20 protein-coding genes are annotated in these 23,345 nt (G+C 62.8%); 5 read left to right on the forward strand and 15 right to left on the reverse strand.

Features of this window, described 5'->3' with window-relative positions:
- Positions 1-44: 44 nt before the first annotated feature.
- The 3 genes from AB1N67_RS05435 to plsB all read right to left on the reverse strand — a co-directional run bounded on the left by AB1N67_RS05435 (position 45) and on the right by plsB (position 3,757).
- Positions 45-734: a DUF4197 domain-containing protein gene (locus AB1N67_RS05435; protein WP_043215781.1), complete on the reverse strand. Its 690-nt coding sequence runs from the start codon at positions 732-734 to the stop codon at positions 45-47.
- Between the two features lie 35 nt (positions 735-769).
- A complete protein-coding gene (locus tag AB1N67_RS05440; RefSeq protein WP_043215782.1) occupies positions 770-1,168 on the reverse strand; it encodes a YbaY family lipoprotein in 399 nt (132 codons plus the stop codon).
- 102 nt (positions 1,169-1,270) lie between these two features.
- Positions 1,271-3,757 carry a glycerol-3-phosphate 1-O-acyltransferase PlsB gene (plsB, locus tag AB1N67_RS05445; RefSeq protein ID WP_090346057.1) on the reverse strand — a complete coding sequence of 829 codons (2,487 nt, stop codon included), beginning with the start codon at positions 3,755-3,757 and terminating at the stop codon, positions 1,271-1,273.
- Positions 3,758-3,988: 231 nt separating this feature from the next.
- On the opposite strand from plsB, the gene AB1N67_RS05450 reads away from it, so the two are divergent.
- The gene (locus tag AB1N67_RS05450; RefSeq protein ID WP_011535295.1) at positions 3,989-4,198 is read left to right on the forward strand and encodes a cold-shock protein; all 210 of its coding nucleotides are present in this window, start codon (positions 3,989-3,991) and stop codon (positions 4,196-4,198) included.
- Positions 4,199-4,295: 97 nt separating this feature from the next.
- On the opposite strand, the gene AB1N67_RS05455 is transcribed toward AB1N67_RS05450, so the two are convergent.
- The 4 genes from AB1N67_RS05455 to AB1N67_RS05470 form a co-directional block, all read right to left on the reverse strand.
- Entirely contained in the window at positions 4,296-4,673 is a 378-nt protein-coding gene (locus tag AB1N67_RS05455; RefSeq protein WP_043215785.1) for a hypothetical protein, read from the reverse strand.
- Positions 4,674-4,692: 19 nt separating this feature from the next.
- Positions 4,693-5,505, reverse strand: coding sequence for a putative RNA methyltransferase (locus AB1N67_RS05460; protein WP_043215786.1), 813 nt, complete (start codon positions 5,503-5,505; stop codon positions 4,693-4,695).
- Positions 5,505-6,656, reverse strand: coding sequence for a succinyl-diaminopimelate desuccinylase (dapE, locus tag AB1N67_RS05465; protein ID WP_070572389.1), 1,152 nt, complete (start codon positions 6,654-6,656; stop codon positions 5,505-5,507). Before dapE ends, AB1N67_RS05460 begins: the two co-directional genes overlap by 1 nt.
- Before the next feature lie 179 nt (positions 6,657-6,835).
- Positions 6,836-9,427, reverse strand: a complete 2,592-nt coding sequence (locus AB1N67_RS05470) for a glycosyltransferase (protein WP_102082214.1) — start codon at positions 9,425-9,427, stop codon at positions 6,836-6,838.
- 249 nt (positions 9,428-9,676) lie between these two features.
- Between AB1N67_RS05470 and tcdA the strand changes: the two genes are divergently transcribed.
- Positions 9,677-10,486, forward strand: a complete 810-nt coding sequence (gene tcdA, locus AB1N67_RS05475; protein WP_070572385.1) for a tRNA cyclic N6-threonylcarbamoyladenosine(37) synthase TcdA — start codon at positions 9,677-9,679, stop codon at positions 10,484-10,486.
- A 99-nt stretch (positions 10,487-10,585) separates the two neighbouring features.
- Here the strand turns inward: tcdA and AB1N67_RS05480 are convergent, their stop codons facing one another.
- From AB1N67_RS05480 to AB1N67_RS05495, 4 genes are all read right to left on the reverse strand, one after another.
- Positions 10,586-10,996 carry a SufE family protein gene (locus AB1N67_RS05480; protein ID WP_090346065.1) on the reverse strand — a complete coding sequence of 137 codons (411 nt, stop codon included), beginning with the start codon at positions 10,994-10,996 and terminating at the stop codon, positions 10,586-10,588.
- Entirely contained in the window at positions 10,993-12,198 is a 1,206-nt protein-coding gene (locus AB1N67_RS05485) for a cysteine desulfurase (RefSeq protein WP_090346068.1), read from the reverse strand. Before AB1N67_RS05485 ends, AB1N67_RS05480 begins: the two co-directional genes overlap by 4 nt.
- Before the next feature lie 79 nt (positions 12,199-12,277).
- Positions 12,278-13,312: a 2,3,4,5-tetrahydropyridine-2,6-dicarboxylate N-succinyltransferase gene (gene dapD, locus AB1N67_RS05490; protein WP_043208895.1), complete on the reverse strand. Its 1,035-nt coding sequence runs from the start codon at positions 13,310-13,312 to the stop codon at positions 12,278-12,280.
- A 41-nt stretch (positions 13,313-13,353) separates the two neighbouring features.
- Positions 13,354-13,701, reverse strand: a complete 348-nt coding sequence (locus AB1N67_RS05495) for an ArsC family reductase (RefSeq protein ID WP_090346071.1) — start codon at positions 13,699-13,701, stop codon at positions 13,354-13,356.
- A 269-nt stretch (positions 13,702-13,970) separates the two neighbouring features.
- On the opposite strand from AB1N67_RS05495, the gene AB1N67_RS05500 reads away from it, so the two are divergent.
- Complete coding sequence (locus AB1N67_RS05500) at positions 13,971-15,617, forward strand: Na+/H+ antiporter (RefSeq protein ID WP_043208891.1); 1,647 nt, start codon at positions 13,971-13,973, stop codon at positions 15,615-15,617.
- A 5-nt stretch (positions 15,618-15,622) separates the two neighbouring features.
- Here AB1N67_RS05500 and AB1N67_RS05505 read toward each other — a convergent pair whose 3' ends face one another.
- The 4 genes from AB1N67_RS05505 to map form a co-directional block, all read right to left on the reverse strand.
- Positions 15,623-16,363: a peptidase M12 gene (locus tag AB1N67_RS05505; RefSeq protein ID WP_139205759.1), complete on the reverse strand. Its 741-nt coding sequence runs from the start codon at positions 16,361-16,363 to the stop codon at positions 15,623-15,625.
- A gap of 104 nt (positions 16,364-16,467) precedes the next feature.
- Positions 16,468-17,661 carry a succinyldiaminopimelate transaminase gene (gene dapC, locus AB1N67_RS05510; protein WP_070572373.1) on the reverse strand — a complete coding sequence of 398 codons (1,194 nt, stop codon included), beginning with the start codon at positions 17,659-17,661 and terminating at the stop codon, positions 16,468-16,470.
- 27 nt (positions 17,662-17,688) lie between these two features.
- The gene (locus AB1N67_RS05515; RefSeq protein WP_043208884.1) at positions 17,689-20,391 is read right to left on the reverse strand and encodes a [protein-PII] uridylyltransferase; all 2,703 of its coding nucleotides are present in this window, start codon (positions 20,389-20,391) and stop codon (positions 17,689-17,691) included.
- Between the two features lie 29 nt (positions 20,392-20,420).
- Positions 20,421-21,203 carry a type I methionyl aminopeptidase gene (gene map, locus AB1N67_RS05520; protein WP_043208882.1) on the reverse strand — a complete coding sequence of 261 codons (783 nt, stop codon included), beginning with the start codon at positions 21,201-21,203 and terminating at the stop codon, positions 20,421-20,423.
- Between the two features lie 331 nt (positions 21,204-21,534).
- Here map and rpsB point away from each other — a divergent pair, with 331 nt between their 5' ends.
- Both rpsB and tsf read left to right on the forward strand, forming a co-directional pair.
- Positions 21,535-22,272 (forward strand): 30S ribosomal protein S2, encoded by a 738-nt coding sequence (gene rpsB / locus AB1N67_RS05525; RefSeq protein WP_043208878.1) that lies wholly within the window; start codon positions 21,535-21,537, stop codon positions 22,270-22,272.
- 184 nt (positions 22,273-22,456) lie between these two features.
- A complete protein-coding gene (gene tsf / locus AB1N67_RS05530) occupies positions 22,457-23,320 on the forward strand; it encodes a translation elongation factor Ts (RefSeq protein WP_043208875.1) in 864 nt (287 codons plus the stop codon).
- The last annotated feature ends 25 nt before the right edge of the window (positions 23,321-23,345 follow it).

Here is a 23,345-nt window from a genome sequence, read left to right on the forward strand (position 1 = left end):
CTTGTGGCTTACCGCTTGAAACTTACAGCTTGCAGCCGCGCGCTTCAAAGCGCGCCGAACACCTTCTTGGCCAGGCTGGTCGCGGCCTGGGCTGGGTTCTGGCGAATGTTCTGCTCCTGCTTGCCGATCATCTCGAACAGGCCATCGAGCGCTTTCTCGGTCACGTAGTTCTCGATGCTCGCGCTCTTGGCGTCTACCACGCCTAGGGCCACGGCTTGGCCGGCGAAGTTGTTGTACTGCTGCGCCAGGCCAACCTTGTCGGTGGCTTGCTTGACGATCGGCAGGAACTTGGCGCGGATTTCTTCACGGCTGCTCTTGTTCAGGTACTGGGTTGCCGAATCCTGGCCGCCGTTGAGGATGTCCTTGGCGTCGGTCACGGTCATCTTCTTGACCGCATCGACCAGAATCGCCTGGGCCTGCGGAACCGCTGCTTCGGCCGCCTTGTTCATGCTGTTTTCCAGGGCTTCGACCTGCTCACCCTTGCCGAACATCTTCATGGCCTTGGCGGCCTTGCCCAGGTTGCCTGGCAATTCGATGCGCACATCCGGGTTGTTGCTGAAGCCGCCAGGCGTGCTCAGTTGCTTGACGGCGATCTGAGCGCCCTGGGTCAGGGCGTCCTTCAAGCCGCCGGTGGCATCTTTCTGGCTCAGGTCGCCGAGCGACAGGGCCAGGGCGCTTGCCGACAGCAGCAGGCCGGCGCACAGGGTGGTGAAGCGCAGGGAGGTGCGAATCATGCTGGGTATTTCCTTATAGCTGGGAGAGGGCGGGCTCAGCGCACCGGGTCGACCTTGATGCGCACAGGCTGCGGATCGCTGCCGTCGAGGTTCACGCCGTGGTGTTCGGTGTTGATGAACAGCAACTTGCCGTCCAGCTCGATGCGTGCGCTGACTGCGTAGCGGTGGCCGGCTTTGATCTGGGTCGGGTCGTAGGTGAGGTGAAACGGCAGCGGCACATTGCCCTTCACCGGGCCGGCCTGGTTGGCCAAGGTCACCGCCGGGGCGTCCATCAGCGAGACGTCTTGCAAACTCACGCTCAGGGTGGCAGCCGGTGGCAGAGCCATGCGTTGCAGATAGTAGACTTCGCCATCCAGGCTGGCCTGGTGGGAGGGTGTGTTGCTGGTGCAGGCTGCGAGCAGGGATACGCCGCACAGCATGAAGAGTTTTTTCATGGAATCTCCGGTGTCCTTGGGGTTGGCTTTTGGCCAACCTCAGGGACTTTAGCGGATTTTTCCGGAGTCTTCAGCGTTGGGGCTACTGCGTCCGGGCTTATCTCAGGCGGGTGCTACCTCCACCGGCTCATCGCGGTGCAGCGCTACCTGGCGGATCGACAAGCGCAGCTCCGCCGACAACACGCGCTTGGCCACGCCCTCGGCGAGTTCGCCGAGCTTGTCGTGATAGCCCAGCTTGCCTTGACCGTCGGGGCGCAGTACATCCTGGTCGATCAAGGTCTGGATGAAATGGCGGAACAGCGTCTTGTCGAAGAACTCCGGGGCATTCAGGCCATGCAGGATCGACAGGCGCTGGGCCATCATCACGCACAGGTCTTCCAGCTCCTCGGCGCTCAGGGTGTTCTGGCCGCTGTTGAGCAGCAGGGACGTGGCCATGTAGAAGCGTTGCAACGTCTGGGTGATGCTCCGGGCCAGCAAGGTCAACAGGACGAACTGCCGCGAACTTGGGGCCGGGCGCAGATAGACGCCGTTCTCGAAGCGCAGCAGACCCTGTGCTACCAATGCGTCGAGCCATTGGTCGATGACCTCGTCCAATTGCTCGGGTGTCCAGCGCAGGAACAGTTCAGCCTGCAGGTACGGATACAACGCCTTGACGTACTGGCCGACCAGTTCGCGGCTCATGCGTGAGCTGCTCAGGAAGAAGCTCGCCAGCAACGCCGGCAGGGCGAAGATGTGCAGGATGTTGTTGCGGTAGTAGGTCATCAACACTGCGTTGGCTTCATCCAGGTAGAGGATGCGGCCTAGGGCGTCCTTTTGCTCCGAGAGCAGGTCCATGCCCCTGACATGTTCGATCAAGGCCGGACCGTCACCCTCCGGCAGGGTGGTGTGAGGGGAGTAGGGGACCTGCCGCAGCAAGGCCAGGTACAGGTTCAGCACGCGGGTCAGGGCGCGTTCGTCCAGTGCCAGGCGGCTGGTGGACAGCAGTGCCAGGGCCACCAGGTTGACCGGATTGATCGCAGCCGCTTCGTTCAGGTGACGTGCCACGGTCTCGCCCAGGCGGGTGGTGGTTTCGTTCAGCCAGGCCGGGCGGAATTGCGGGCCCAGGGCTTGCTCGCGCCAACCGGGTTGCTGCTGGTCGAGGAAGGCATTGAGGCGGATCGGTTCGCCGAAATTGACATAGACCTGGCCAAAACGCTGCTTGAGTGCGCCGATGACCTTGAAGATGTCGAAGATCGACTCTTTCTTCTTGCTCGCCCCGCGCAGCTCGCCCAGGTAGGTACGGCCTTCGAGCACGCGCTCATAGCCGATGTACACCGGCACGAAGACGATCGGTGTGCGCGAGGAGCGCAGGAAGCTACGCAAGGTGATGGCCAGCATCCCGGTGCGCGGTTGCAGCATGCGCCCGGTGCGCGAGCGCCCACCTTCGACGAAGTACTCCACCGGGAAGCCCTTGGTGAACAAGGTGTGCAGGTATTCGTTGAATACCGCCGTGTACAGCGGGTTGCCCTTGAAGGTCCGGCGCATGAAGAAGGCGCCGCCACGGCGCAGCAGGCCGCCGATCACCGGCATGTTGAGGTTGATGCCGGCGGCGATGTGCGGGGGCGTGAGGCCGTTGCGGAACAACAGGTACGAGAGCAGCAGGTAGTCGATATGGCTGCGGTGGCATGGCACGTAGATCACCTCGTGCCCTGGCGCGATGCCTTGCACCTGCTCGATGTGGTTGACCTTGATGCCGTCGTAGATCTTGTTCCAGAACCAGCTGAGCACCACTTCGAGGAAGCGGATCGCCGTATAGGTGTAGTCCGAGGCGATCTCGTTGCCGTAACGCAGGGCCTGGGCTTCTGCCTTGGCGTAAGGGATCTTCTCGCGTTCGGCCTCGTCGCTGATTGCCTGGCGCACCAGTGGGTCATGGACCAGGCCCTTGACCAGGTTGCGTCGGTGGGAGATGTCCGGGCCGATGACGGCGGTTTTGAGGTTGCGAAAGTGCACGCGCATGATGCGCTGGGCCATGCGCACGGTGCGCTCGTGGCCTTTGTTGTGCTGGATCAGCTCGCGTAGGTGAATAGGCGCTGAGAACTGCACACGGGTTTTGCGGCCCAGGATCAGTATGGTCAGCAGACGGCGCAGGCGGCCGGTAACCGCCCAGCTGTCGGCGAACAGCAGTTTCCAGGGGCTGGACTCACTGGCGGGCGACTGGCCCCAGAACACGCTGACCGGAATGATCTGCGCGTCCTCTTCCGGATGCTGGCTCACTGCGCCGACCAGACGCTCCAGGGTAGGGGGCGCGCCGCGTTTGTCATGACGGCCGAGCCAGTCCGGATCGGGCGTCAGGTAGAAGAAAGCCGCAGGCTCCTGCAGCGAACCGACACTGACCGGCAGCACAGGACGCGGTAGCCCCGCCTTGGTGCATTCGCGATCGACGACGGCCAGGTCCGTCAGCGAAGGCGAAGGCAGGGCGTAGAACACGGGACGGCTGCGATCGAGCTTCAGAGACAGAGATGACTGGTTGATGGTTTCGGAGCGCACCCACAGGTACAACAGGCGACGCAAGGCGCCGAAAATCAGTCGGCGCAGGGGGGAACGGGTCATGGGTGTGTGCCCTGGGAGAGATTTTTAAGTGATATTCCAGGCAGTTAGTCTGCCGTATCTGCGCAAGTTCGGCAAAATTCGCCAAATCGACGCCCAGTCATGAAATTTTTTTGTTCGCTGTCATATACTCGGTCCGCAGCTTGCAAGATATTTCTGCGAGCTGCGTCGGCACGGGGTGGTGACCTCGTGCTTGCAAGGCGATCTTCAAAATAAAAATCCGGAGTAGTTCAGATGTCGTCTCGTGAGACTGGGAATGTGAAGTGGTTCAACGATGCCAAGGGTTATGGCTTCATTCAGCGTGAAGGTGGGGCGGATGTCTTCGTCCACTATCGTGCTATCCGCGGTGAGGGGCATCGTACCCTGGTCGAGGGACAACAGGTGGAGTACGCCCTTGTGCAAGGCCAGAAAGGCCTGCAGGCTGAGGACGTCGTCGGTCTCTGACCGCCGTCTGGAGCAGTAAGCTTCAAGCTGCAAGCTGTCCGTGGAGCTTGCAGCCTGATGCGATCCAACGTGAAGCTGCGGCGTGTCGGCAGTAGCCTCAGTGGGTGCGCCAGGTGATTTCCTGTTCACCGTCGGCGCTGATGCGGATCCAGCGATCGGCATCTTCTTCACCATCTTCTTCGGCCCAGCTGCCGGGTGCGCAGCGCACCTCGACGCCCAGCGCGGCATAGGCAGCGCGAGCACAGGCGATGTCGTCGTCCCATGGCGTCTGGTCGCTTTCGAGGAACAGGCTGTTCCATTTCCCTACAGCCTTGGGTACCCAGGTGACCGGAATGTTACCGGCCATGCATTTCCAGGTTTGGCCACGCTGCTGCCATTCGCTGCAAGTGCCCAATGCCTGGCTGAGCCATTCGGCCACTTGCTTGTGGTCGACGTCGGTGTCCTTGAGGTAGATCTCGATATCGGGTTGGCGCATAAAAAGGCTCCGGGTGTGCTCAGTCTTGGCGCACGAAATAGTCATAACGCATGGAAACCGTCACGTCGAACGGCTCGGGCTGGTCGATCACTCGTGCGCGTCTTTCGGCGCTGGCGCGCCAGCCGTGCGGTGTCATGGCCAGCAGGTCGGCGCGAGCCTTGGGCTCGGCCAGACTCAGGCGGAACTCGAGCACTTCGCCATGGGCGTGGTGCATGCCCTCGGGAATCAGGGCCAGGTGCTTGTCATCGGCGTAAGGCCGTACTTCATCGTAGAGCACCTGGCGCAGTTCCATCAGATGGCCGCTGGTCGGCCCCACCCGCATCAGCCCGCCGCCGGGGCTGAGCAGGCGCTTGGCCTCCTGCCAGTCCAGCGGGCTGAACACGCTGGCGATGAATTGGCAGCTGGCATCGAGCAGCGGCACGCGAGCCATGCTCGCGACCATCCAGGTCACCTGCGGGGCCCGGCGGCACGCGCGCTTGACCGCCTCGCGGGAGATATCCAGCGCATAGCCTTGGGCTTGCGGCAACGCTTGGGCGATCTGCGCGGTGTAATAGCCTTCGCCGCAACCGATGTCGAGCCAGGCGCCGGGCTGGCGTTCGGCGGCCAGTTCAGCCAAGCGCCGGGCGACAGGCGCGTAGTGGCCAGCATCAAGGAAGTCGCGGCGGGCTTCGACCATCGCTTGGTTGTCGCCTGGATCGCGGCTGTTCTTGTGCTGCACCGGCAGCAGGTTCAGGTAGCCCTGGCGGGCACGGTCGAAGCGATGCCCGGCGGGGCACACCACGCCGTTGTCGAGCCGCGTCAGGGCGGCCTGGCAGAGCGGGCAGGCGAGCATCAGGCGAGCAACCGTACCAGGGTCTGGTAGTAAATCTCGGTCAGCAGGTCGAGGTCGCTGGCCAGGATGCGTTCGTCGACCTGGTGAATGGTCGCGTTGACCGGGCCGAGCTCGACCACCTGGGTGCCGAGGGTCGCGATGAAGCGCCCGTCGGAGGTACCGCCGCTGGTGGAGGGCTGGGTATCACGACCGGTCACGCCCTTGATGCTGGCCGAAACCGCATCGAGCAGCTCGCCCGGCTCGGTGAGGAATGGCAGGCCAGACAGCGCCCAGTCGATGCTCCACTCCAGCTGATGCTTGTCGAGGATTGCTGCCACGCGAGCCTGCAGGCCCTCGACCGTGGATTCGGTGGAGAAGCGGAAGTTGAACAGCGCGGTCAGCTCGCCCGGCACCACGTTGGTGGCGCCGGTACCGGAATTGAGGTTGGAGATCTGGAAACTGGTCGGCGGGAAGAACGCATTGCCTTCGTCCCAGTGTTCGGCGGCCAGTTCCGCCAGGGCCGGCGCGGCCAGGTGGATCGGGTTGCGCGCCAGGTGCGGATAGGCCACGTGGCCTTGCTTGCCGCGTACGGTCAGCTTGGCGCCGAGCGAGCCGCGACGGCCGTTCTTCACGACATCGCCCAGCAGGCTGGTGCTGGAAGGTTCACCGACGATGCACCAGTCCAGACGCTCGTTGCGTGCCTTGAGGCGTTCGACCACGGCCTTGGTGCCATGGTGCGCCGGGCCTTCCTCGTCGCTGGTGATGAGGAAGGCGACCTTGCCGCGGTGGTTCGGGTAGTCCCGCACGAAGCGTTCGCTGGCCACCACCATCGAGGCGAGGCTGCCTTTCATGTCCGCGGCGCCACGGCCGCAGAGCATGCCATCGGCATCGATCAGGGCTTCGAAAGGCTCATGTTGCCAGGCTTGCACCGGGCCGGTGGGGACCACGTCGGTGTGGCCGGCAAAACACAGCACGGGGCCTTCCTGGTTGCCGTGGGTGGCCCAGAAGTTGTCGACGTCCTCGATACGCATCGGCTCGAGTTCGAAACCGACGGCGCCCAGGCGCTGCATCATCTGGGCCTGACAGTCGGCATCGACGGGAGTGACCGAGGGGCGACGGATCAGGTCGCAGGCCAGTTGAAGGGTAGGCGAAAGCTCGGCTGGGGCCGTCATGAAGGACTCCGGGGCAAGGCGGGCGGGAAAACAGGGGCGTTATCTTATATCAAATGAATAAGACGGGCACTGGGAATGGGGCCGCGCTGCGGCCCCTTCGCGACACAAGGCCGCTCCGACAGAAGTCATCGCTAACCCTGGAGGCGCTCCCACAGGGCGTGACCCGGCCAGCCCCTGTGTCAGGTAGCCTTGGCCTCGACGGCCTCATCCCCAGGCTTCGGCAAGGATGACAGCATTGCCATCACCAGCGCCGCCAGGTAAGGCAGCGACTGCACCAACAACATCGCCACCCAGAAGCGCATGTCCGCCCCCGGCAGGCCTTGGACCAGATAGATGCCCAGCGCAGCGCCCCAGAGCAGCAGCATGATGAACAACTCCTCGCGCGCCTCGGAAATCGCCACCAGCAAGCCATGGCTGTCGGCATTCTTCGGGGTGCGGAAGAACGGCATGCTGCTGGTGAAGAAGCCGTACAGCACCGCCTTGGCGATGGTGTGCGACAGAGCAAGCCCGGCCAACGCGGCGGCGAAGGCATCCTTGAGGTTCACGCCGACTGCGCGGCGATAGAGGAAGATGATCTTGCCGACCTTGAAGAAGAACAGCGCCAGTGGCGGGATGGCGAAGATCATCAGCGGTGGGTCGACCCGCTGTGGAACTATGATCATCGCCGCCGACCAGAGCAGGGCACCGACAGTGAAGAAGATGTTCATGCCGTCGGCGATCCACGGCAGCCAGCCAGCGAGGAAGTGGTAGCGCTGGCCACGGGTCAGTTCGCTGCCCTTGCCCCGCAACAGCGCGGCGGCATGGTGCTTGATGATCTGGATGGCGCCATAGGCCCAGCGAAAACGCTGTTTCTTGAAGTCGATGAAGGTGTCGGGCATCAGGCCCTTGCCATAACTGTTGTGGGCGTAGGCGGCCGAAAGCCCCTTCTCGAACACCCGCAGACCCAACTCGGCATCCTCGCAGATGCACCATTCGGCCCAGCCCAGCTCTTCCAGGACTGAGCGTCGGGTCATGGTCATGGTGCCGTGCTGGATGATCGCGTCTCGGTCGTTGCGAGTGACCATGCCGATGTGGAAGAAGCCCTTGTATTCGCTGTAGCACAGCTTCTTGAAAGCGCTTTCGTGCTGGTCGCGGTAGTCCTGGGGCGACTGCACCACGGCGATCTTCGGGTCGGCGAAGTGCGGCACCATGTGCTTGAGCCAGTTGCGGTCGACACAGTAGTCCGAGTCGATCACCGCGATCACTTCGGCGTCCTTGGCCGTATGAGGGATCAGGTAGTTCAGCGCGCCACCCTTGAAACCGGCCAGCGGTGCGACGTGGAAGAAGCGGAAGCGTTCGCCCAGGCGTTCGCAGTGGGCCTTGAGCGGCTCCCAGACGGCCGGATCCTTGGTGTTGTTGTCGATCACCAGCACTTCGTAGTCCGGATAGTCCAGGGCGGCGAGGGCATCCAGAGTCTGTTTCACCATTTCCGGCGGTTCGTTGTAGCACGGGACATGGATCGACACCTTTGGCCTATAGGCCGAATCGCCTTGCACCGGCAGGAACTCGCGCCGGCGCTTGTGGATCCAGACCGCTTCGGCCAGTTCATGGGCTTCGGTCAGCAGCACGATGAACACGCCCAATGCGCCCAAGGCCAGGAGCACGCCGACGGTCAGGCTGAACCAGGTGCTGTATTGCTGGCTGTAGTCATAGGCGATCCACACCAGCACCGATCCGCACAGGAAGGTAATGAACGTGAGGAAGGTGCGACCGCGCTGGCGCAGTGCCGAGCCGTCGATCAGCAGTACGGTCAGGGCAATCATCGCCAGTACTACAGACGCCACCGCCAGGGCGCGCCACTGCGGGATGGCCACGACCGGCCCCTCGAAGTTGAACTTCTGCTGGCGCGCGGCGTTGTACACGCCCCAGTAGGCACCCACCGAGCCTTCGTCGCTGGCTTTCCAGGGTTGGTCGTAAGCCTCGATGACGAAGTAGTTGTAGCCCCGTCGGTTTAGCGTGTTGACCAGTGTGCGCAGGTAGATGGCCTGGTCGGCCTGGGTCGCGTCGGCCCCGCCGCGCATGCGGCCGTTGCTTGGCCAGCCGACTTCGGAAAGCAGCAGGGGTTTGCGGGGGAACTGATGCTTGAGTTCGCGGGCGCGGTCGAGAACGAACTGTAGCGAGTCCTTCATCGGCACGAATTCCCAATAGGGCAAGATGTGTGCGGCGATCAGGTCGACATGCTTGGCCAGTTCGGGGGTTTCCTTCCAGATGTGCCACTGTTCACTGGTCGTGACCGGCACCTTGACCGCAGCACGCACCCGGTCCAGGTACCCGATCAGCGCCTCGGGCGTGACCTCCTTGCGGAACAGCGCCTCGTTGCCCACCACGACCCGAACCACGCTGCGGGAGGTATTGGCCAGTTCGATCGCCTTGGCGATTTCGCGTTCGTTGCGTTCCAGGTCCGGGCTGATCCAGATCCCCAGGGTGATGCGTAGACCAAGTTCTTCGGCAAGGCGCGGTATGTCGGCCTGGGTGCCCTCGACGGTATAGATGCGGATACTGTCGGTCAGCTTGCTCATCTGTTCTAGGTCTTGGCGGATCTCTTCGTCGCTGGGGTACTGCCCCTTTTGCGGGCTTTGCCCGAGGCGGAACGGCGAATAGGAGAAACCAGAGATCTGCTCCGGCCAGGCGGGGGCAGACACTGGACGGTTGATCAGCGCCCAGAAACCGGTGAACAGCGCGGCAATGGCCAGGACCACTACCAGGTTGAGACCGAATTTGCGTGATGACATAGATGTTTCAGATTCCGAAAGGAGAGCGGGGGCGGGCAATGGCTTGGATTTCCCGCCGGAGATGAAGTTCTGAAGCCGCTCGGCTATTGCTCAGGACCACTGCGATAAGTGGGATATTAAAGCAGGATTTGTAGGGGCTTTACTAACCAGCGCCTCGCAAGGGCTGCCAGGTGCGGTGAGCGGGCAGCACGAAAGCCCCAGGGCCCGCCTGTTGGCTTATAATGCGCGCCGTTTTTTCAGGGGGTGATCATGAGCACAGAAGATCCACGCTTCGCCGGCGTTGCCCGGCTGTATGGCGAGCAAGGCCTGGAGCGCCTGCGCCGGGCCCATGTGGCGATCGTCGGTATTGGTGGGGTCGGGTCCTGGGCCGCCGAAGCCATGGCCCGCAGTGGTGTTGGCGAGATCACCCTGTTCGACCTGGATGATGTCTGCGTGAGCAACACCAACCGCCAGGCTCATGCCTTGGAAGGGCAAGTCGGACGTCCCAAGGTCGAGGTCATGGCCGAGCGCCTGCGGGCGATCAACCCGGCCTGTACCGTGCATGCGGTGGCTGACTTCGTTACCCGCGACACCATGATCGAGTACATCACTGAAAATCTCGATTGCGTCATCGACTGCATCGACAGCGTGATGGCCAAGGCCGCACTGATCGCCTGGTGTCGTCGTCGCAAGATCGCTATCGTCACCACCGGCGGCGCGGGCGGGCAAATCGACCCGACCCAGGTCCAGATCGGCGATCTGAACAAGACCTTCAATGACCCGCTGGCCTCGCGGGTACGCTCGACCCTGCGGCGCGACTACAACTTCTCGCGCAATGTATCGCGCAACTACGGTGTGCCCTGTGTGTTCTCCAGCGAGCAGCTGCGCTACCCCAAGGGTGATGGCAGCGTGTGCCTGCAAAAGAGCTTCGTGGGCGAGGGCGTGCGCCTGGACTGCTCTGGCGGCTTCGGGGCAGTGATGATGGTCACCGCAACCTTCGGCATGGTCGCGGCGAGCAAGGCGGTGGAAAAACTGGTGGGCGGTGCCCGACGGCCTTCGGAGCGGGTCAAGGCCGAGTAAGCCAGTGATTGCTCGCCGCCTGCCCCATCGGGCCGAGGGGCCAGGGATGACAGTGGCCTGAGGAGCCCTTTCGCAGGCTTACCGGCGAAGAGTCCCCAGTCACTGACGGCCCGCCAATTCAGCCATTCGCTGCAATACCGCATGAAGGCCATTGGAGCGTGACGGTGAGAGCTGACGTTCCAGCCCCAACTGGGTAAACCAGCCGCGCAGATCGACCTGCGCCAGCTCCGCGCTGGGCAAGCCCTGCACCCGCACCAGCAACAGCGCCAACAGCCCGCGCAGCAGACGCGCGTCGCTACTGGCCTTGAAGTGCCACTGGCCGTCGACGTGCTCGGCCACCAGCCACACCAGGCTTTCGCAGCCGTGCACACGATGCTCATCGGTTTGCTGTGTTTCTGTCAGCGGCTCCAGGCGATCGCCCCATTGCATCAGTAACCGCGCCCGCTGCTCCCAACCCCGGGCCTGTTCGAAGTGCTCCAGCGCCTGTCTGGCGGCGGTAGGCAAGCTCATCGCAGCAGCTCCAGGCCTTGATCCAGGGCATCGAAGAACCGCTGCAGGTCGTCGCTGTCGTTGTACAAGGCCAGGGACACGCGAATCGCCCCCTCCAGGCCCAGCCCTTTGAGCAGTGGCATGGCGCAGTGGTGGCCGGCGCGTACGGCAATACCTTGCTCGGTGAGCAGATGAGCGATATCGGCATTGTGCACACCCTCTACCACAAAGCTCACCAGGGCCGCTTGTGGCGTGCCCAGGATGCGGATGCCTTCGCGATCGCCCAGGCCGCGCAGCAGGGAGTGATGGAGGCTGGTCTCATGGTGGGCCACGGCGGTGGCGTCGAGGCTGGCCAGGTAGTCGAGGGTCGCCCCAAGGCCAATGACTCCGGCGATCGGCGGCGTGCCGGCCTCGAAACCCAGCGGTGCCGGACGGAAACTGGCGCTTTGGTAGTCGGCCAGTTGCACCATCTCACCGCCAAATTGCCAGTGACGCAGCTGCTCCAGTGCCTGCGGACGGCCATAGAGCACACCGACGCCTTCGGGGCCATAGAGTTTGTGGCTGGAAAATACGTAGAAGTCGCAGCCCAGTTGCTGCACGTCATGGCGGCCATGCACAACGCCTTGGGCACCGTCGACCACCGTCAGCGCGCCTTGGGCGCGCGCGTGGGAGAGCAGGGCCGGCAGTGGCTGCCAGGTGCCCAGCACGTTGGATAGCTGGCTGACCGCCAGCAACCGGGTGCGCGGGCCGATCAGTTGCAGGGCTTGGTCCAGATCGATGCGGCCATGTTCGTCCAGTGGCAGCACTACCAGGCGCACACCGCGCCGTCGCGCCAGTTGCTGCCAGGGCAACAGGTTGGCGTGGTGTTCCAGGGCGCTGATTGCAATCTCATCGCCTGCTTCGAAGCGGTATTCCAGGCCATAAGCCAGCAGGTTGAGGGCCGAGGTGGCGCCATGGGTGAACACGATCTGCCGGGAATCTGCGGCGTTGAGCCAAGCGGCTACCTTGTCGCGGCTAGCCTCGAAGGCCTGGGTCGCCAACGCGCCAGGCAGGTGCTGGGCACGATGCACGTTGGCTGCGCCATGGCCGTAGTAATGGCTCAGGGCATCGAGCAAAACTTGAGGTTTCTGCGTGGTGGCGGCGCTGTCCAGGTAGGTCTGGTGCTGGCGTTGCAGGGCGGCGATGGCGGGGAAGTCGGCACGCCAGGGGGAGGGCTGGAACATGATCGCGGGGCCTGGAATGAAAAATCGGGACTGACATGACGTCAGCCCCGATCTTATCACTTCAAACCCGGGCAGGTTCTCAGTTGTGGGCGTGCAGCGCCTCGTTCAGCTCGATGGCCGACTTGTGGGTCTTGCACTCCACCGCGCCGTTGAGCGAGTTGCGACGGAACAGCAGGTCGGTCTGGCCGGCCAGGTCGCGCGCCTTGACTACCTTGACCAGTTGGTTGTTCTCGTCCAGCAGGTTCACTTTGGTACCGGCAGTGATGTACAGACCAGCTTCCACGGTGTTGCGGTCGCCCAGCGGGATACCGATACCGGCATTGGCGCCGATCAGGCAACCTTCGCCGACTTTGATGACAATGTTGCCGCCGCCGGACAGGGTACCCATGGTCGAGCAGCCGCCGCCCAGGTCCGAGCCCTTGCCGACGAACACGCCTGCGGAGACGCGGCCTTCGATCATGCCTGGGCCTTCGGTGCCAGCGTTAAAGTTGACGAAGCCTTCGTGCATGATGGTGGTGCCTTCGCCGATGTAGGCGCCCAGGCGTACACGGGCGGTGTCGGCGATACGCACGCCAGCTGGAACCACGTAGTCGGTCATCTTCGGGAACTTGTCCACCGAGAACACTTCCAGCAGCTCGCCTTTGAGGCGCGCTTCCAGTTGCAATTCGGCCAGCTCGCTCAGGTCGACCGCGCCCTGGTTGGTCCAGGCGACGTTCGGCAGCAGAGGGAAGATACCGGCCAGGCTCACGCCGTGTGGCTTGACCAGGCGGTGCGAAAGCAGGTGCAGCTTCAGGTACGCCTCTGGCGTGGAGGTCAGGGCGCCGTCTTCAGCCAGCACGGTGGCGACCAGCGGCTTATGGCTTTCGGCCAGGCGGGTCAGCAGTGCGGCCTGGGCGGCGTCCACGCCCTTGACGGCTTCAGCCAACTGGGCGGCCTGGGCGTTGCTGAAGGCAATGGCCTGGTTGCCGCCTTCGTAGCCGAGGATCGGCGCGATGGCTGCGACCAGCTCAGCGCTCGGGGCGAGGACAGGCTGAGCGTAGAAGACTTCCAGCCAGGTGCCCTGGCGGTTCTGGGTGCCGACACCGAAGGCCAGGCTGAACAGGGTAGTGGACATGCAATTACCTCATGCGAATAAGGGGTTGAAGCGAAGGCGGTTCAGGCCAGTGCCGCGGCGTACAGGTCGGGCTTGAAACCCACCAGGGTGCGGTTACCAAGATCGAGCACCGGGCGCTTGATCATCGAAGGCTGGGCCAGCATCAGGTCGACGGCCTTGGCCTGGTCGAGATCGGCCTTGCTGGCGTCGTCCAGCTTGCGGAAGGTGGTGCCGGCGCGATTTAGGATCACTTCCCAGCCGTGCTCCTCGCACCAGCGGTTCAGGCTGTCGCGGTCGATGCCCTGAGTCTTGTAGTCATGGAAGGCGTAGCTGACGGCGTTTTCGTCAAGCCAGGTACGGGCCTTCTTCATGGTGTCGCAGGCTTTGATGCCGTAGAGAGTGTAAGCCATTGAATTCATCGGGGATCGTTGGCTTCCCCAATCCTCCCCATGTTCTCCCGAAAGTCAGTCGCCGGATTATGCGGCATCGTTCCATTGAGCGCCACGGCTGTGGTCGCGCAGGGTTGTCGCATCGAGAGGAGTAGCATTGTGTTACATATTGGCAGGGCAGCTGCGACTATCGTGCAGCGGCTCTAGGTAGCGGAGCACCGCTAACATATTGTTTCAAAGGCTATCTCGCCTGCGCTGTCGTTTGTCCGTTCAAAGAGGAAGCTTTGCCGATGCAGTCAGCCTATACCGTCCTAATCCTGCTGATGCTGGTGAGCTTGTCGAAACTGGTGGGGCGGGTGATTCCGCTGCCGCTTCCGCTGGTGCAGATCGGCGCCGGCGCTTTGCTGGCCTGGCCGACCCTCGGGCTGCACGTTGCGCTGGATCCGGAGTTGTTCCTGTTCCTGTTCCTGCCGCCCTTGCTGTTCGCCGATGGCTGGCGCATGCCCAAGCGTGAGCTTTGGCGCATCCGTGGTCCGGTGGTGGCGCTGGCAGTGGGCCTGGTGCTGTTCACCGTGGTCGGTGCGGGTTACTTCATCCACTGGCTGCTGCCCAGCATTCCCCTGCCGGTGGCGTTCGCCTTGGCGGCGGTGCTGTCGCCTACCGATGCGGTGGCGGTGTCGGCCATCACCCAGGACCGCCTGCCCACGCCGTTGATGCACATGCTCCAGGGGGAGGCGCTGATGAACGACGCCTCGGGCCTGGTGACCTTCAAGTTTGCCCTCGTCGCAGCTATCACTGGCGTGTTTTCCTTGGCCGATGCCAGCCTCACGTTCGTGCTGGTCGCTCTGGGTGGACTGGGCGTGGGAGTGGTATTGAGCTGGCTGGTCGGGCGCCTGCGCATGTGGATGATCGCCCGGGGCTGGGATGACCCAGCGACCCATGTGGTGTTCATGCTGCTGCTGCCGTTCGCCGCTTATGTGCTGGCCGAGCGCCTGGGAGTGTCGGGCATCCTGTCGGCGGTGGCGGCGGGCATGATGCAGAGCTGGCTCGACCTGTTACCGCGCCAGACCAGCACACGTCTGCTTAACCGCAGCGTCTGGTCCCTGCTGGAGTTTGCCTTCAATGGCCTGATCTTCCTGTTGCTCGGGTTGCAGTTGCCGGACATCGTCAAGGCCGTGGTCACCGATGAAGCCACGGTGTGGCCGACCCTGGCTTGGCGCTGCCTGGACGTGGTCGCGATTTTCGCGGCATTGATCCTGTTGCGTTTTGTCTGGGTGCAGAGCATCTGGCGCGCCATTGGGGTCGTGCGGCGCTGGCGCGGCAAGCCTGAACTGGTGCTGCTGCCGACGGCTCGCTCCTGCTGGTTGCTGACCTTGGGCGGGGTGCGCGGCGCCGTGACCCTGGCCGGTGTGATGTCGATACCTTTGCTGATGGGGGCCGGCAAGGCCTTCCCCGAGCGCGACCTGCTCATCTTCATTGCCGCTGGGGTGATCCTGCTGTCACTGATTTGCGCGGTGATCACCTTGCCGATCCTGCTGCGCGGCGTTACCCGCAGCCCGGATGATCGCTTGCGCCAGGAAGTCCAAGAGGCTTGGCGACGCACGGCAGAAGCGGCGATCCACGCGCTGGAGGCGGAAGAAGTGATTGATGCCAACGCCGCTCAGGATGCAACCCAAGCCACCATGGCCACCGAGTTGAAGGCGCGTCTGATGGCCGAATACCGTGATGAGCTGGACAGCTACAACGACTCGGCAGAGGCCCGGGCCCTGGCCGAGCAGATGGACCTGTTGGAACGTCGCCTGCGTCTACGTGCGCTGCGCGCCCAGCGGCTTGAACTGTACAACCTGCATCGCCAGCACTTGGTGGGCGATGAAGTGGTGCGCCAGGTGTTGGGCGAGCTAGACCTCAGCGAGGCGAACCTGGGCCAAGTGCGCTGAGGACATCAGTCATGGGGATAGGCCAGGCGCATGAATGCCAGGTCTTTTCCGCTCAGCTGACTGTTCAGCCCAACTTCCCAGTCCCCCAAGGTGTAGGCCTGGGGAACTGGGTAGTGCATGACTGAGCCGGGGTCGTAGTCGGTCTTTACCAGGCCGACGTCGTCACGTGTGCCGATCATTTCCTCCATGACGTGCTGGTGCGTCCAGCCGGGCATCGCGGTGACGCTTTTCAGCACTTCGGGCAGGTTCCAGGGAATGTTTGCGCCAGGGTGCTGATGTTCGTGCTCCGCGCCCAGGGCGTGGCCGAATTCATGCAGCACGACGTGTTCGAAACTTGCCTGCGCCGGTACAACGTTCAGGTTCATGGTTTCGCCCCTGGTTGTCAGCGCGTCTGTGCCCACGAGCGATTCGTTGTGTATCAGCGATGGGTGGGCACGTACACGGATCTGTGCACGTGGGTCGTCATCCAGCGCAAGGTCGAGCGAGAGGTTGGCGTCGGATTCGTCCAGCCATTGGCTGGCCAGGTCGAAGATATCGGTTTTCAGGCGCCGGTCAGTCGAGCCTAGGAACGAGACCCAAAGGGTACGGCCCGGACGCCAGAGCTTGCCATGCACGCCAAGGGCGCGTTTACGGCGGTTGGCCAACGGTGCATTGCCAGCGTTGCGAGGGTTTTCGGCGATCGCCAGGGCATGTGCTTGGCGCATGTCCAGAGGTGCGCGCCGACGAGGAAAGATCAATGAGGTCAAGGGAAAAGCTCCGCTAGGTCAAAGATGCGGAGCTTTTCCTGTTGCCGGTGGCTATGTGCGGTACTTATTGCTCACCGACAGTTCGCTGCCCGACCCGCCGCCTCTCAGCGAGTCAGGAAGGCGCGAATCCGTTCTGCCGCCTCGATGCACTCGGCCAACGGTGCGACAAGCGCCATGCGCACGCGGCCAGCGCCAGGGTTGACCCCGTCCACCTCACGAGACAGATAGGAGCCTGGCACCACAGTCACATGCTCGGCTTCGAACAGGTCGCGGGTGAAGTCGGCATCGCAGCCGGGCACCTTGGCCCACAGGTAGAAGCTGCCGTCGGGACGCTGAACGTCCATCACCGGCTGGAGAATGTCCAGCACCGCGTCGTACTTGGCCCGGTACTGGTCGCGGTTCTCGCGCACGTGGGCTTCGTCCTGCCAGGCCGCCACGCTCGCCAGTTGGGTCTGCACCGGCATGGCACAGCCGTGGTAGGTGCGATAGAGCAGGAATGGCTTGATGATCTTGGCATCGCCCGCCACGAAACCGGAGCGCAGGCCCGGCAGGTTGGAGCGTTTGGACAGGCTGTGGAACACCACGCAGCGGGCGAAGTCGCTGCGGCCCAGCTCGGCACAGGCGCTGAGCAGACCGGGTGGCGGCGCCTCTTCGTCGAAGTACAGCTCGCTGTAGCACTCGTCCGCGGCAATCACGAAGTCATGCTCGTCGGCCAAGGCAATAAGCTTTTTCAGGGTCTCCATTGGCACCAGGGCGCCGGTGGGATTGCCGGGCGAGCACAGGAAGAGGATTTGGCAACGCTTCCAGACCTCGACCGGCACAGCGTCGAAGTCAGGGTTGAAACCGTTGCTTTCCAGGCATGGCAGGTAATGCGGCGTAGCGCCCGCCAGCAGGGCCGCGCCTTCGTAGATCTGGTAGAACGGGTTGGGGCTGACCACCAGGCCGTCATCGGCGCGGTTGACCACGGCTTGGGTGAAGGCGAACAACGCCTCGCGAGTACCATTGACCGGCAGGATATGACGGTCGGCATCGAGCCAGCCGGCCGGTACACCGAAGCGTCGCTCGCACCACTGGCCGATGGCCTGGCGCAGGGCTGGCAGGCCGATCGTACTTGGATACACCGCCAGCTTGTCGAGGTTGTCGGCCATGGCCTGGGCGACGAACGCCGGCGATTCGTGCTTCGGCTCGCCGATCGACAGGGCGATGGCACGCTTGTCCGCCGCAGGCTTCACGCTGCCCAGCAGGGCGCGGAGTTTTTCGAACGGGTAGGGCTGAAGCTGGGTCAGGGCATGGTTCATCGGCGCAAGGTCTCGTCAATCTAATCGTTAAAAGGTCACGCGGGTCGGGCTGGCGTCGCTGGCTTGGCCAGCCTGCAACTGCTTGATGATGGCCTCCTGCAGACGAAGGCACAGTTGCGGGTCGGACAGCGGCTGGTTGTCGGCATCGGTAATGAAGAACACGTCTTCCACGCGTTCGCCCAGTGTGGCGATCTTGGCGTTCTGCAGCGACAGGTCGAACTCCAGGAAGATCCTGCCGACCCTGGCCAGCAGGCCAGGTCGATCGGGCGCGGTGATCTCGAGGATGGTCACCGGCCGCTGGGCGTCATTGTGGATGGTCACCTGGGGAGCGAAGGTGAAGTGCTTGAGTTGTCGTGGCACCCGACGCTGGATGATGGTCGGGTAGTCCTCAGGGTTGCGCAGGGCTTCGGTCAGGCCATCGCGGATCTGCTTGACCCGCTGCGGGTTGTCGCCGATCGAGCCGCCGTCGTTGTCCAGGACGATATAGGTATCGAGGGTGAACTGGCTGCTGGAGGTGATGATCCGCGCATCGTGAATGTTCAAGTTGAGCTGGGACATCGCGGCTACGGTCACGGCGAAAAAGTCGTGCTGGTCCGGCGCATAGATGAAGATTTGCGTGCCGCCTTCGAACTCGCGCTGGGTGGTTTCCTTGATCAGTACCAGGGGGCCGCCATCGGCTGGCTGCTGGAGGATCGCGTCGCTGTGCCAGGCGACGTCGGCGGCGGTGTGGCGCAGGAAGTAGTCGTCGCCCAACTGAGCCCAGAGCTGCTCCACGTCGTCCGGGTCGGTGCCTTCGCGGACCAGGATATCCAACGCCGCGGTCTGCGTCTGGCGGATCTGCTCCTCGCGGTCCAGCGGGTTTTCCAGGCCCCGGCGCAGGGCGCGCTTGGTCTCGGTGTAGAGCTGGCGCAGCAGGCTGGCGCGCCAGGAGTTCCACAGGCTGGGGTTGGTGGCGTTGATATCGGCCACGGTCAGTACGTAGAGGTAATCCAGGCGCGTCTCGTCGCCCACCAGCAGGGCGAAGTCGTTGATCACCTGCGGGTCCGAGAGGTCCTTGCGCTGGGCGGTGGTGGACATCACCAGGTGCTGCTGCACCAGCCAGACGATCAGTTTGCTGTCCCACGCCGGCAATTGGTGGCGCTTGCAGAACGCCTGGGCATCCACCGCGCCCAGCTCTGAATGGTCGCCCTGGCGTCCCTTGCCGATGTCGTGATACAGGCCGGCGAGGTAGATCAGCTCGGGTTTGGGCAGGCGGCCCATGAGCTTGCTGGCCAGCGGGAATTTCTCCGACACCGGGGTGTACTGGAGTTTGCGCAAGTGCTTGATCAGGTTGAGGGTATGGGCATCGACTGTATAGATGTGGAACAGGTCGTGCTGCATCTGCCCGACGATCAGGCCGAATTCCGGCAGGTAGCGGCCCAGAATGCCGTAGCGGTTCATGCGCCGCAGGTTGCGATGGATGCCGATTTCGCACTTGAACAGCTCGATGAACAGGCTGGTGTTGCGGATATCGTTGCGGAACTTGTCATTGATCAGGTGACGGTGTTCGCGCAACTGGCGCACGGTGTCGGCGCGCACGCCCTTGATCTCCGGGTGCTGTGCCATCAGCACGAAGATCTCCAGCATGGCGAACGGCGTGCGTTTGAACACGTTCGGGTTGACCGCTTCGATGTAGCCATCGTGCAGGCGGAAGCGAGCATTGAGCGGCTGGGTGGTGCCGCTGTCTTCGTCAGCGAGGATGACTTCCTCGAAGTGCTGGATGATGAGGTCGCACAGCTGGCTGATGCTCATCACCACCCGGTAGTACTGCTGCATGAACTGTTCGATGGCCCGCTTGGGGTTCTCGTCGCTGTAACCGAGCAGAGCGGCGACGCTGCGCTGATGGTCGAACAGCAGGCGGTCCTCGGCGCGCCCTGCAAGCATGTGCAGGGCATAGCGCACGCGCCACAGGAACGCCTGGGACGAAGCCAGCAGCTCGTTCTCGCTTTCCAGCAGGAAATCTTCGCCGGCCAGGGCATGAAGGTTCAGGGTGCCGTACTGGCGGCGGGCCACCCAGAGGACGGTCTGGATGTCGCGCAGACCGCCCGGAGAGCCTTTGACGTTGGGCTCGAGGTTGTATTCGGTGTCGTTGTACTTGTGGTGACGGGCCTTGAGTTCGGCGCGCTTGGCCAGGAAGAACTCCTTGCTCGGCCACATGTGCTCGGTGCTGGTTACATCCAGCATGCGCTGGCGCAGGGCTTCAGGGCCGGCGATGGTGCGGCTTTCCATCAGGTTGGTGATGACCGTCAGGTCGGCGCGGGCCTGTTCGGCGCATTCATCGACCGTCCGTACGCTCTGGCCGACCTCCAACCCGATGTCCCAGAGCAGCGTCAGGAAGCGCTCGATGGCGTCGCGGTACTGCTCATGCTCGGCGCTGTCGAGCAGGATCAGCAGGTCGATGTCCGACCAGGGGTGCAGCTCGCCACGGCCGTAGCCGCCGACGGCCACCAGGGCGATGCCGGCCTGGTCGCGCCAGTCGAACTGGTTCCAGGCCTGTTGCAGGATGTTGTCGACGAACCAGGCGCGCGCCTCGATGAGAGGGCGGATCTCGCAGCCTTCCCGAAAGCGCCGGTCGAGCACCGTGCCCGCCTGGCGGATGGCCTTCTTGAAGGCAGCGATGGGGCTAGCCTTGAGGGCCAGTTCCGCCTGGAACTGGCCGCGGTCGAACAGCTCGGGATCCACCTGGGTCATCGAGTCGCGTTCCTGTGTGATTGGCCCCGTCAGGCCGAGGTGCGCGGGAGGGTGTCGTCCTTGCGCAGGGTGAAGATCTCGTAGCCGGTAGCGGTCACCAGAATGGTGTGTTCCCACTGTGCCGAGAGCTTGCGGTCCTTGGTGATGGCGGTCCAGCCGTCGCCCAGCACCTTGGTGTCGGCCTTGCCCTGGTTGATCATCGGTTCGATGGTGAAGGTCATGCCTTCCTTGAGTTCCATGCCGGTGCCGGCGCGGCCGTAGTGCAGCACTTGCGGCTCTTCATGGAACACCTTGCCGATGCCATGACCGCAGAACTCGCGGACCACGGAGAAGCCATTCTTCTCGGCGTGCTTCTGGATGACCTCGCCGATGTCGCCCAGGCGGCAACCCGGCTTGACCAGCTCGATGGCCTTGTACATGCACTCCTGGGTCACCTTGGACAGACGCTCGGCCCACGGGGCGACGGTGCCGACATGGAACATACGGCTGGTATCGCCGTGGTAGCCATCCTTGATCACGGTGACGTCGATGTTGATGGTGTCACCGTCCTTGAGCGGCTTCTCGTTGGGGATTCCGTGGCAGACGACGTGATTGATCGAGGTGCAGATCGACTTGGGGAAGCCTTTGTAGTTGAGCGGTGCCGGAATGGCCTGCTGGACATTGACGATGTAGTCGTGGCAGATGCGGTCCAGTTCTTCGGTGGTGACACCGGGCTTGACGTGTTCCTCGATCATCTCGAGGACTTCGGCGGCCAGGCGGCCGGCGATGCGCATCTTCTCGATGTCTTCTGCGGTCTTGATGGTGACGGTCATTACGGGCTCTCTACGGCGCCGCGAGGGCGCGAACAAACGGGAAAGGCCATATTCTATCAGAGGGTGGCTTCAAACCTAGCATTGAGCTGCAAGCTGCAGCCGTCTGCATGCGATTTGCTTTTGCTTGTCGCTTGTCGATTCGAACTGTTCTGACTGGGTTCCGTTCGCTCGCGGTCTGTGGTATAAAATGCGCCGCTTTCGGGGGAGGTCCTCCGGAAGCTCAAACCCACACACGTGTCGACACGATGGCCTGGGTGCTCCGAGTCCGATGGGCTCGTGGGTTGGCCATTGGGATACGTGGAGGCCCAACCCGACTTATCAAGGAACTATCATGTCCCAAGTCAACATGCGCGATATGCTGAAGGCCGGTGTGCACTTCGGCCACCAGACCCGTTACTGGAACCCGAAAATGGGCAAGTTCATTTTCGGCGCGCGTAACAAGATTCACATCATCAACCTGGAAAAAACCCTGCCGATGTTCAACGACGCTCTGTCGTTCGTAGAGCGCCTGGCCCAGGGCAAGAACAAGATCCTGTTCGTCGGCACCAAGCGTTCCGCTGGCAAGATCGTCGCCGAGCAAGCTGCTCGTTGCGGTTCGCCATACGTTGACCACCGCTGGTTGGGCGGCATGCTGACCAACTACAAGACCATCCGCGCTTCGATCAAGCGTCTGCGCGACCTGGAAACCCAGGCCGAAGACGGCACTTTCGCCAAGCTGACCAAGAAAGAAGCCCTGATGCGTTCCCGCGACCTGGAAAAGCTGGATCGCAGCCTGGGCGGCATCAAGGACATGGGCGGTCTGCCTGACGCACTGTTCGTCATCGACGTTGATCACGAGCGCATCGCGATCACCGAAGCCAACAAGCTGGGCATCCCGGTCATCGGCGTTGTCGATACCAACAGCAGCCCTGAAGGTGTTGATTACATCATCCCAGGTAACGATGACGCCATCCGCGCCATCGAGCTGTACATGACTTCGATGGCTGACGCCGTCATCCGTGGCCGCAACAACGTTGCTGGCGGCACCGAAGTCTACGCTGAAGAAGCGGCGGCACCAGCTGCCGAGTAATTGACGCCTGCGTCTACTTGGCACGCAAAAAGGGGGCTTGGCCCCCTTTTTGCCACCTGAAATCCTCCTGTCAGCATCCCGTCGCATCCTGTAGTGCGCTGACATCAAGACAGTGGATTTCCAGAATTGAACGCCCGTGATGAGCGGGTGGAATGGTTGAAAAACTTTCCAAGAGGATTTTGAAATGGCAGCAATTACTGCAGCGCTGGTAAAAGAACTGCGTGAGCGTACTGGCGAAGGCATGATGGATTGCAAGAAGGCCCTGGAAAAGGCCGGCGGCGACATCGAGAAAGCCATTGATGACATGCGCGCTTCGGGCGCCATCAAGGCTGCCAAGAAGGCTGGTAACGTTGCCGCTGAAGGCGCTATCGCCGTCAAGACCGACGGCAAATCCGCCGTCCTGCTGGAAGTGAACTCGCAGACCGACTTCCTGGCTTTGCAAGACGACTTCAAGAACTTCGTTGCTGAAAGCATCGAAGAAGCCTTCGCCCAGAAGCTGACCGACGCAGCCCCGCTGATCGCCTCGCGCGAAGCCGCTCGTGAAGCCCTGGTCGCCAAGTGCGGCGAGAACGTCAACATCCGTCGCCTGGCGCGCGTTGAAGGTGACGTTGTCGGTGCTTACCTGCACGGCAACAAGATCGGTGCCGCTGTCGTCCTGAAAGGCGGCGACGTCGAGCTGGCCAAGAACATCGCCATGCACGTTGCAGCTTCGAACCCAGAGTTCCTGCTGCCGTCGGAAGTCTCGGCCGAAGCCATCGAGCGCGAGAAGGGCGTCTTCCTGCAGCTGAACGCTGACAAGATCGCTGGCAAGCCAGAAAACATCGTCGAGAACATGATCAAAGGTCGTATCTCGAAGTTCCTGGCCGAAGCCTCGCTGGTCGAGCAGGCGTTCGTCATGAACCCGGAAGTCAAAGTCGGCGAGCTGGCCAAGAAGGCCGGTGCTGAAATCGTTTCCTTCACCTACTTCAAGGTCGGCGAAGGTATCGAGAAGCCTGTCGACAACTTCGCTGAAGAAGTTGCCGCCCAGGTAGCTGCCGCCAAGCAGTAAGACGGACTCGTCTGTCGCCCCAAAG

Origin of the sequence: Pseudomonas guariconensis (assembly GCF_040822035.1) — a bacterium.
GTDB lineage: Bacteria > Pseudomonadota > Gammaproteobacteria > Pseudomonadales > Pseudomonadaceae > Aquipseudomonas > Aquipseudomonas guariconensis.

Coding starts and splice junctions, on each gene's coding strand:
- AB1N67_RS05435 (WP_043215781.1), bottom strand. CDS start 734: ATGATTCGCACCTCCCTGCGCTTCACCACCCTGTGCGCCGGCCTGCTG.
- AB1N67_RS05440 (WP_043215782.1), bottom strand. CDS start 1,168: ATGAAAAAACTCTTCATGCTGTGCGGCGTATCCCTGCTCGCAGCCTGC.
- plsB (WP_090346057.1), bottom strand. CDS start 3,757: ATGACCCGTTCCCCCCTGCGCCGACTGATTTTCGGCGCCTTGCGTCGC.
- AB1N67_RS05450 (WP_011535295.1), top strand. CDS start 3,989: ATGTCGTCTCGTGAGACTGGGAATGTGAAGTGGTTCAACGATGCCAAG.
- AB1N67_RS05455 (WP_043215785.1), bottom strand. CDS start 4,673: ATGCGCCAACCCGATATCGAGATCTACCTCAAGGACACCGACGTCGAC.
- AB1N67_RS05460 (WP_043215786.1), bottom strand. CDS start 5,505: ATGCTCGCCTGCCCGCTCTGCCAGGCCGCCCTGACGCGGCTCGACAAC.
- dapE (WP_070572389.1), bottom strand. CDS start 6,656: ATGACGGCCCCAGCCGAGCTTTCGCCTACCCTTCAACTGGCCTGCGAC.
- AB1N67_RS05470 (WP_102082214.1), bottom strand. CDS start 9,427: ATGTCATCACGCAAATTCGGTCTCAACCTGGTAGTGGTCCTGGCCATT.
- tcdA (WP_070572385.1), top strand. CDS start 9,677: ATGAGCACAGAAGATCCACGCTTCGCCGGCGTTGCCCGGCTGTATGGC.
- AB1N67_RS05480 (WP_090346065.1), bottom strand. CDS start 10,996: ATGAGCTTGCCTACCGCCGCCAGACAGGCGCTGGAGCACTTCGAACAG.
- AB1N67_RS05485 (WP_090346068.1), bottom strand. CDS start 12,198: ATGTTCCAGCCCTCCCCCTGGCGTGCCGACTTCCCCGCCATCGCCGCC.
- dapD (WP_043208895.1), bottom strand. CDS start 13,312: ATGTCCACTACCCTGTTCAGCCTGGCCTTCGGTGTCGGCACCCAGAAC.
- AB1N67_RS05495 (WP_090346071.1), bottom strand. CDS start 13,701: ATGGCTTACACTCTCTACGGCATCAAAGCCTGCGACACCATGAAGAAG.
- AB1N67_RS05500 (WP_043208891.1), top strand. CDS start 13,971: ATGCAGTCAGCCTATACCGTCCTAATCCTGCTGATGCTGGTGAGCTTG.
- dapC (WP_070572373.1), bottom strand. CDS start 17,661: ATGAACCATGCCCTGACCCAGCTTCAGCCCTACCCGTTCGAAAAACTC.
- AB1N67_RS05515 (WP_043208884.1), bottom strand. CDS start 20,391: ATGACCCAGGTGGATCCCGAGCTGTTCGACCGCGGCCAGTTCCAGGCG.
- map (WP_043208882.1), bottom strand. CDS start 21,203: ATGACCGTCACCATCAAGACCGCAGAAGACATCGAGAAGATGCGCATC.
- rpsB (WP_043208878.1), top strand. CDS start 21,535: ATGTCCCAAGTCAACATGCGCGATATGCTGAAGGCCGGTGTGCACTTC.
- tsf (WP_043208875.1), top strand. CDS start 22,457: ATGGCAGCAATTACTGCAGCGCTGGTAAAAGAACTGCGTGAGCGTACT.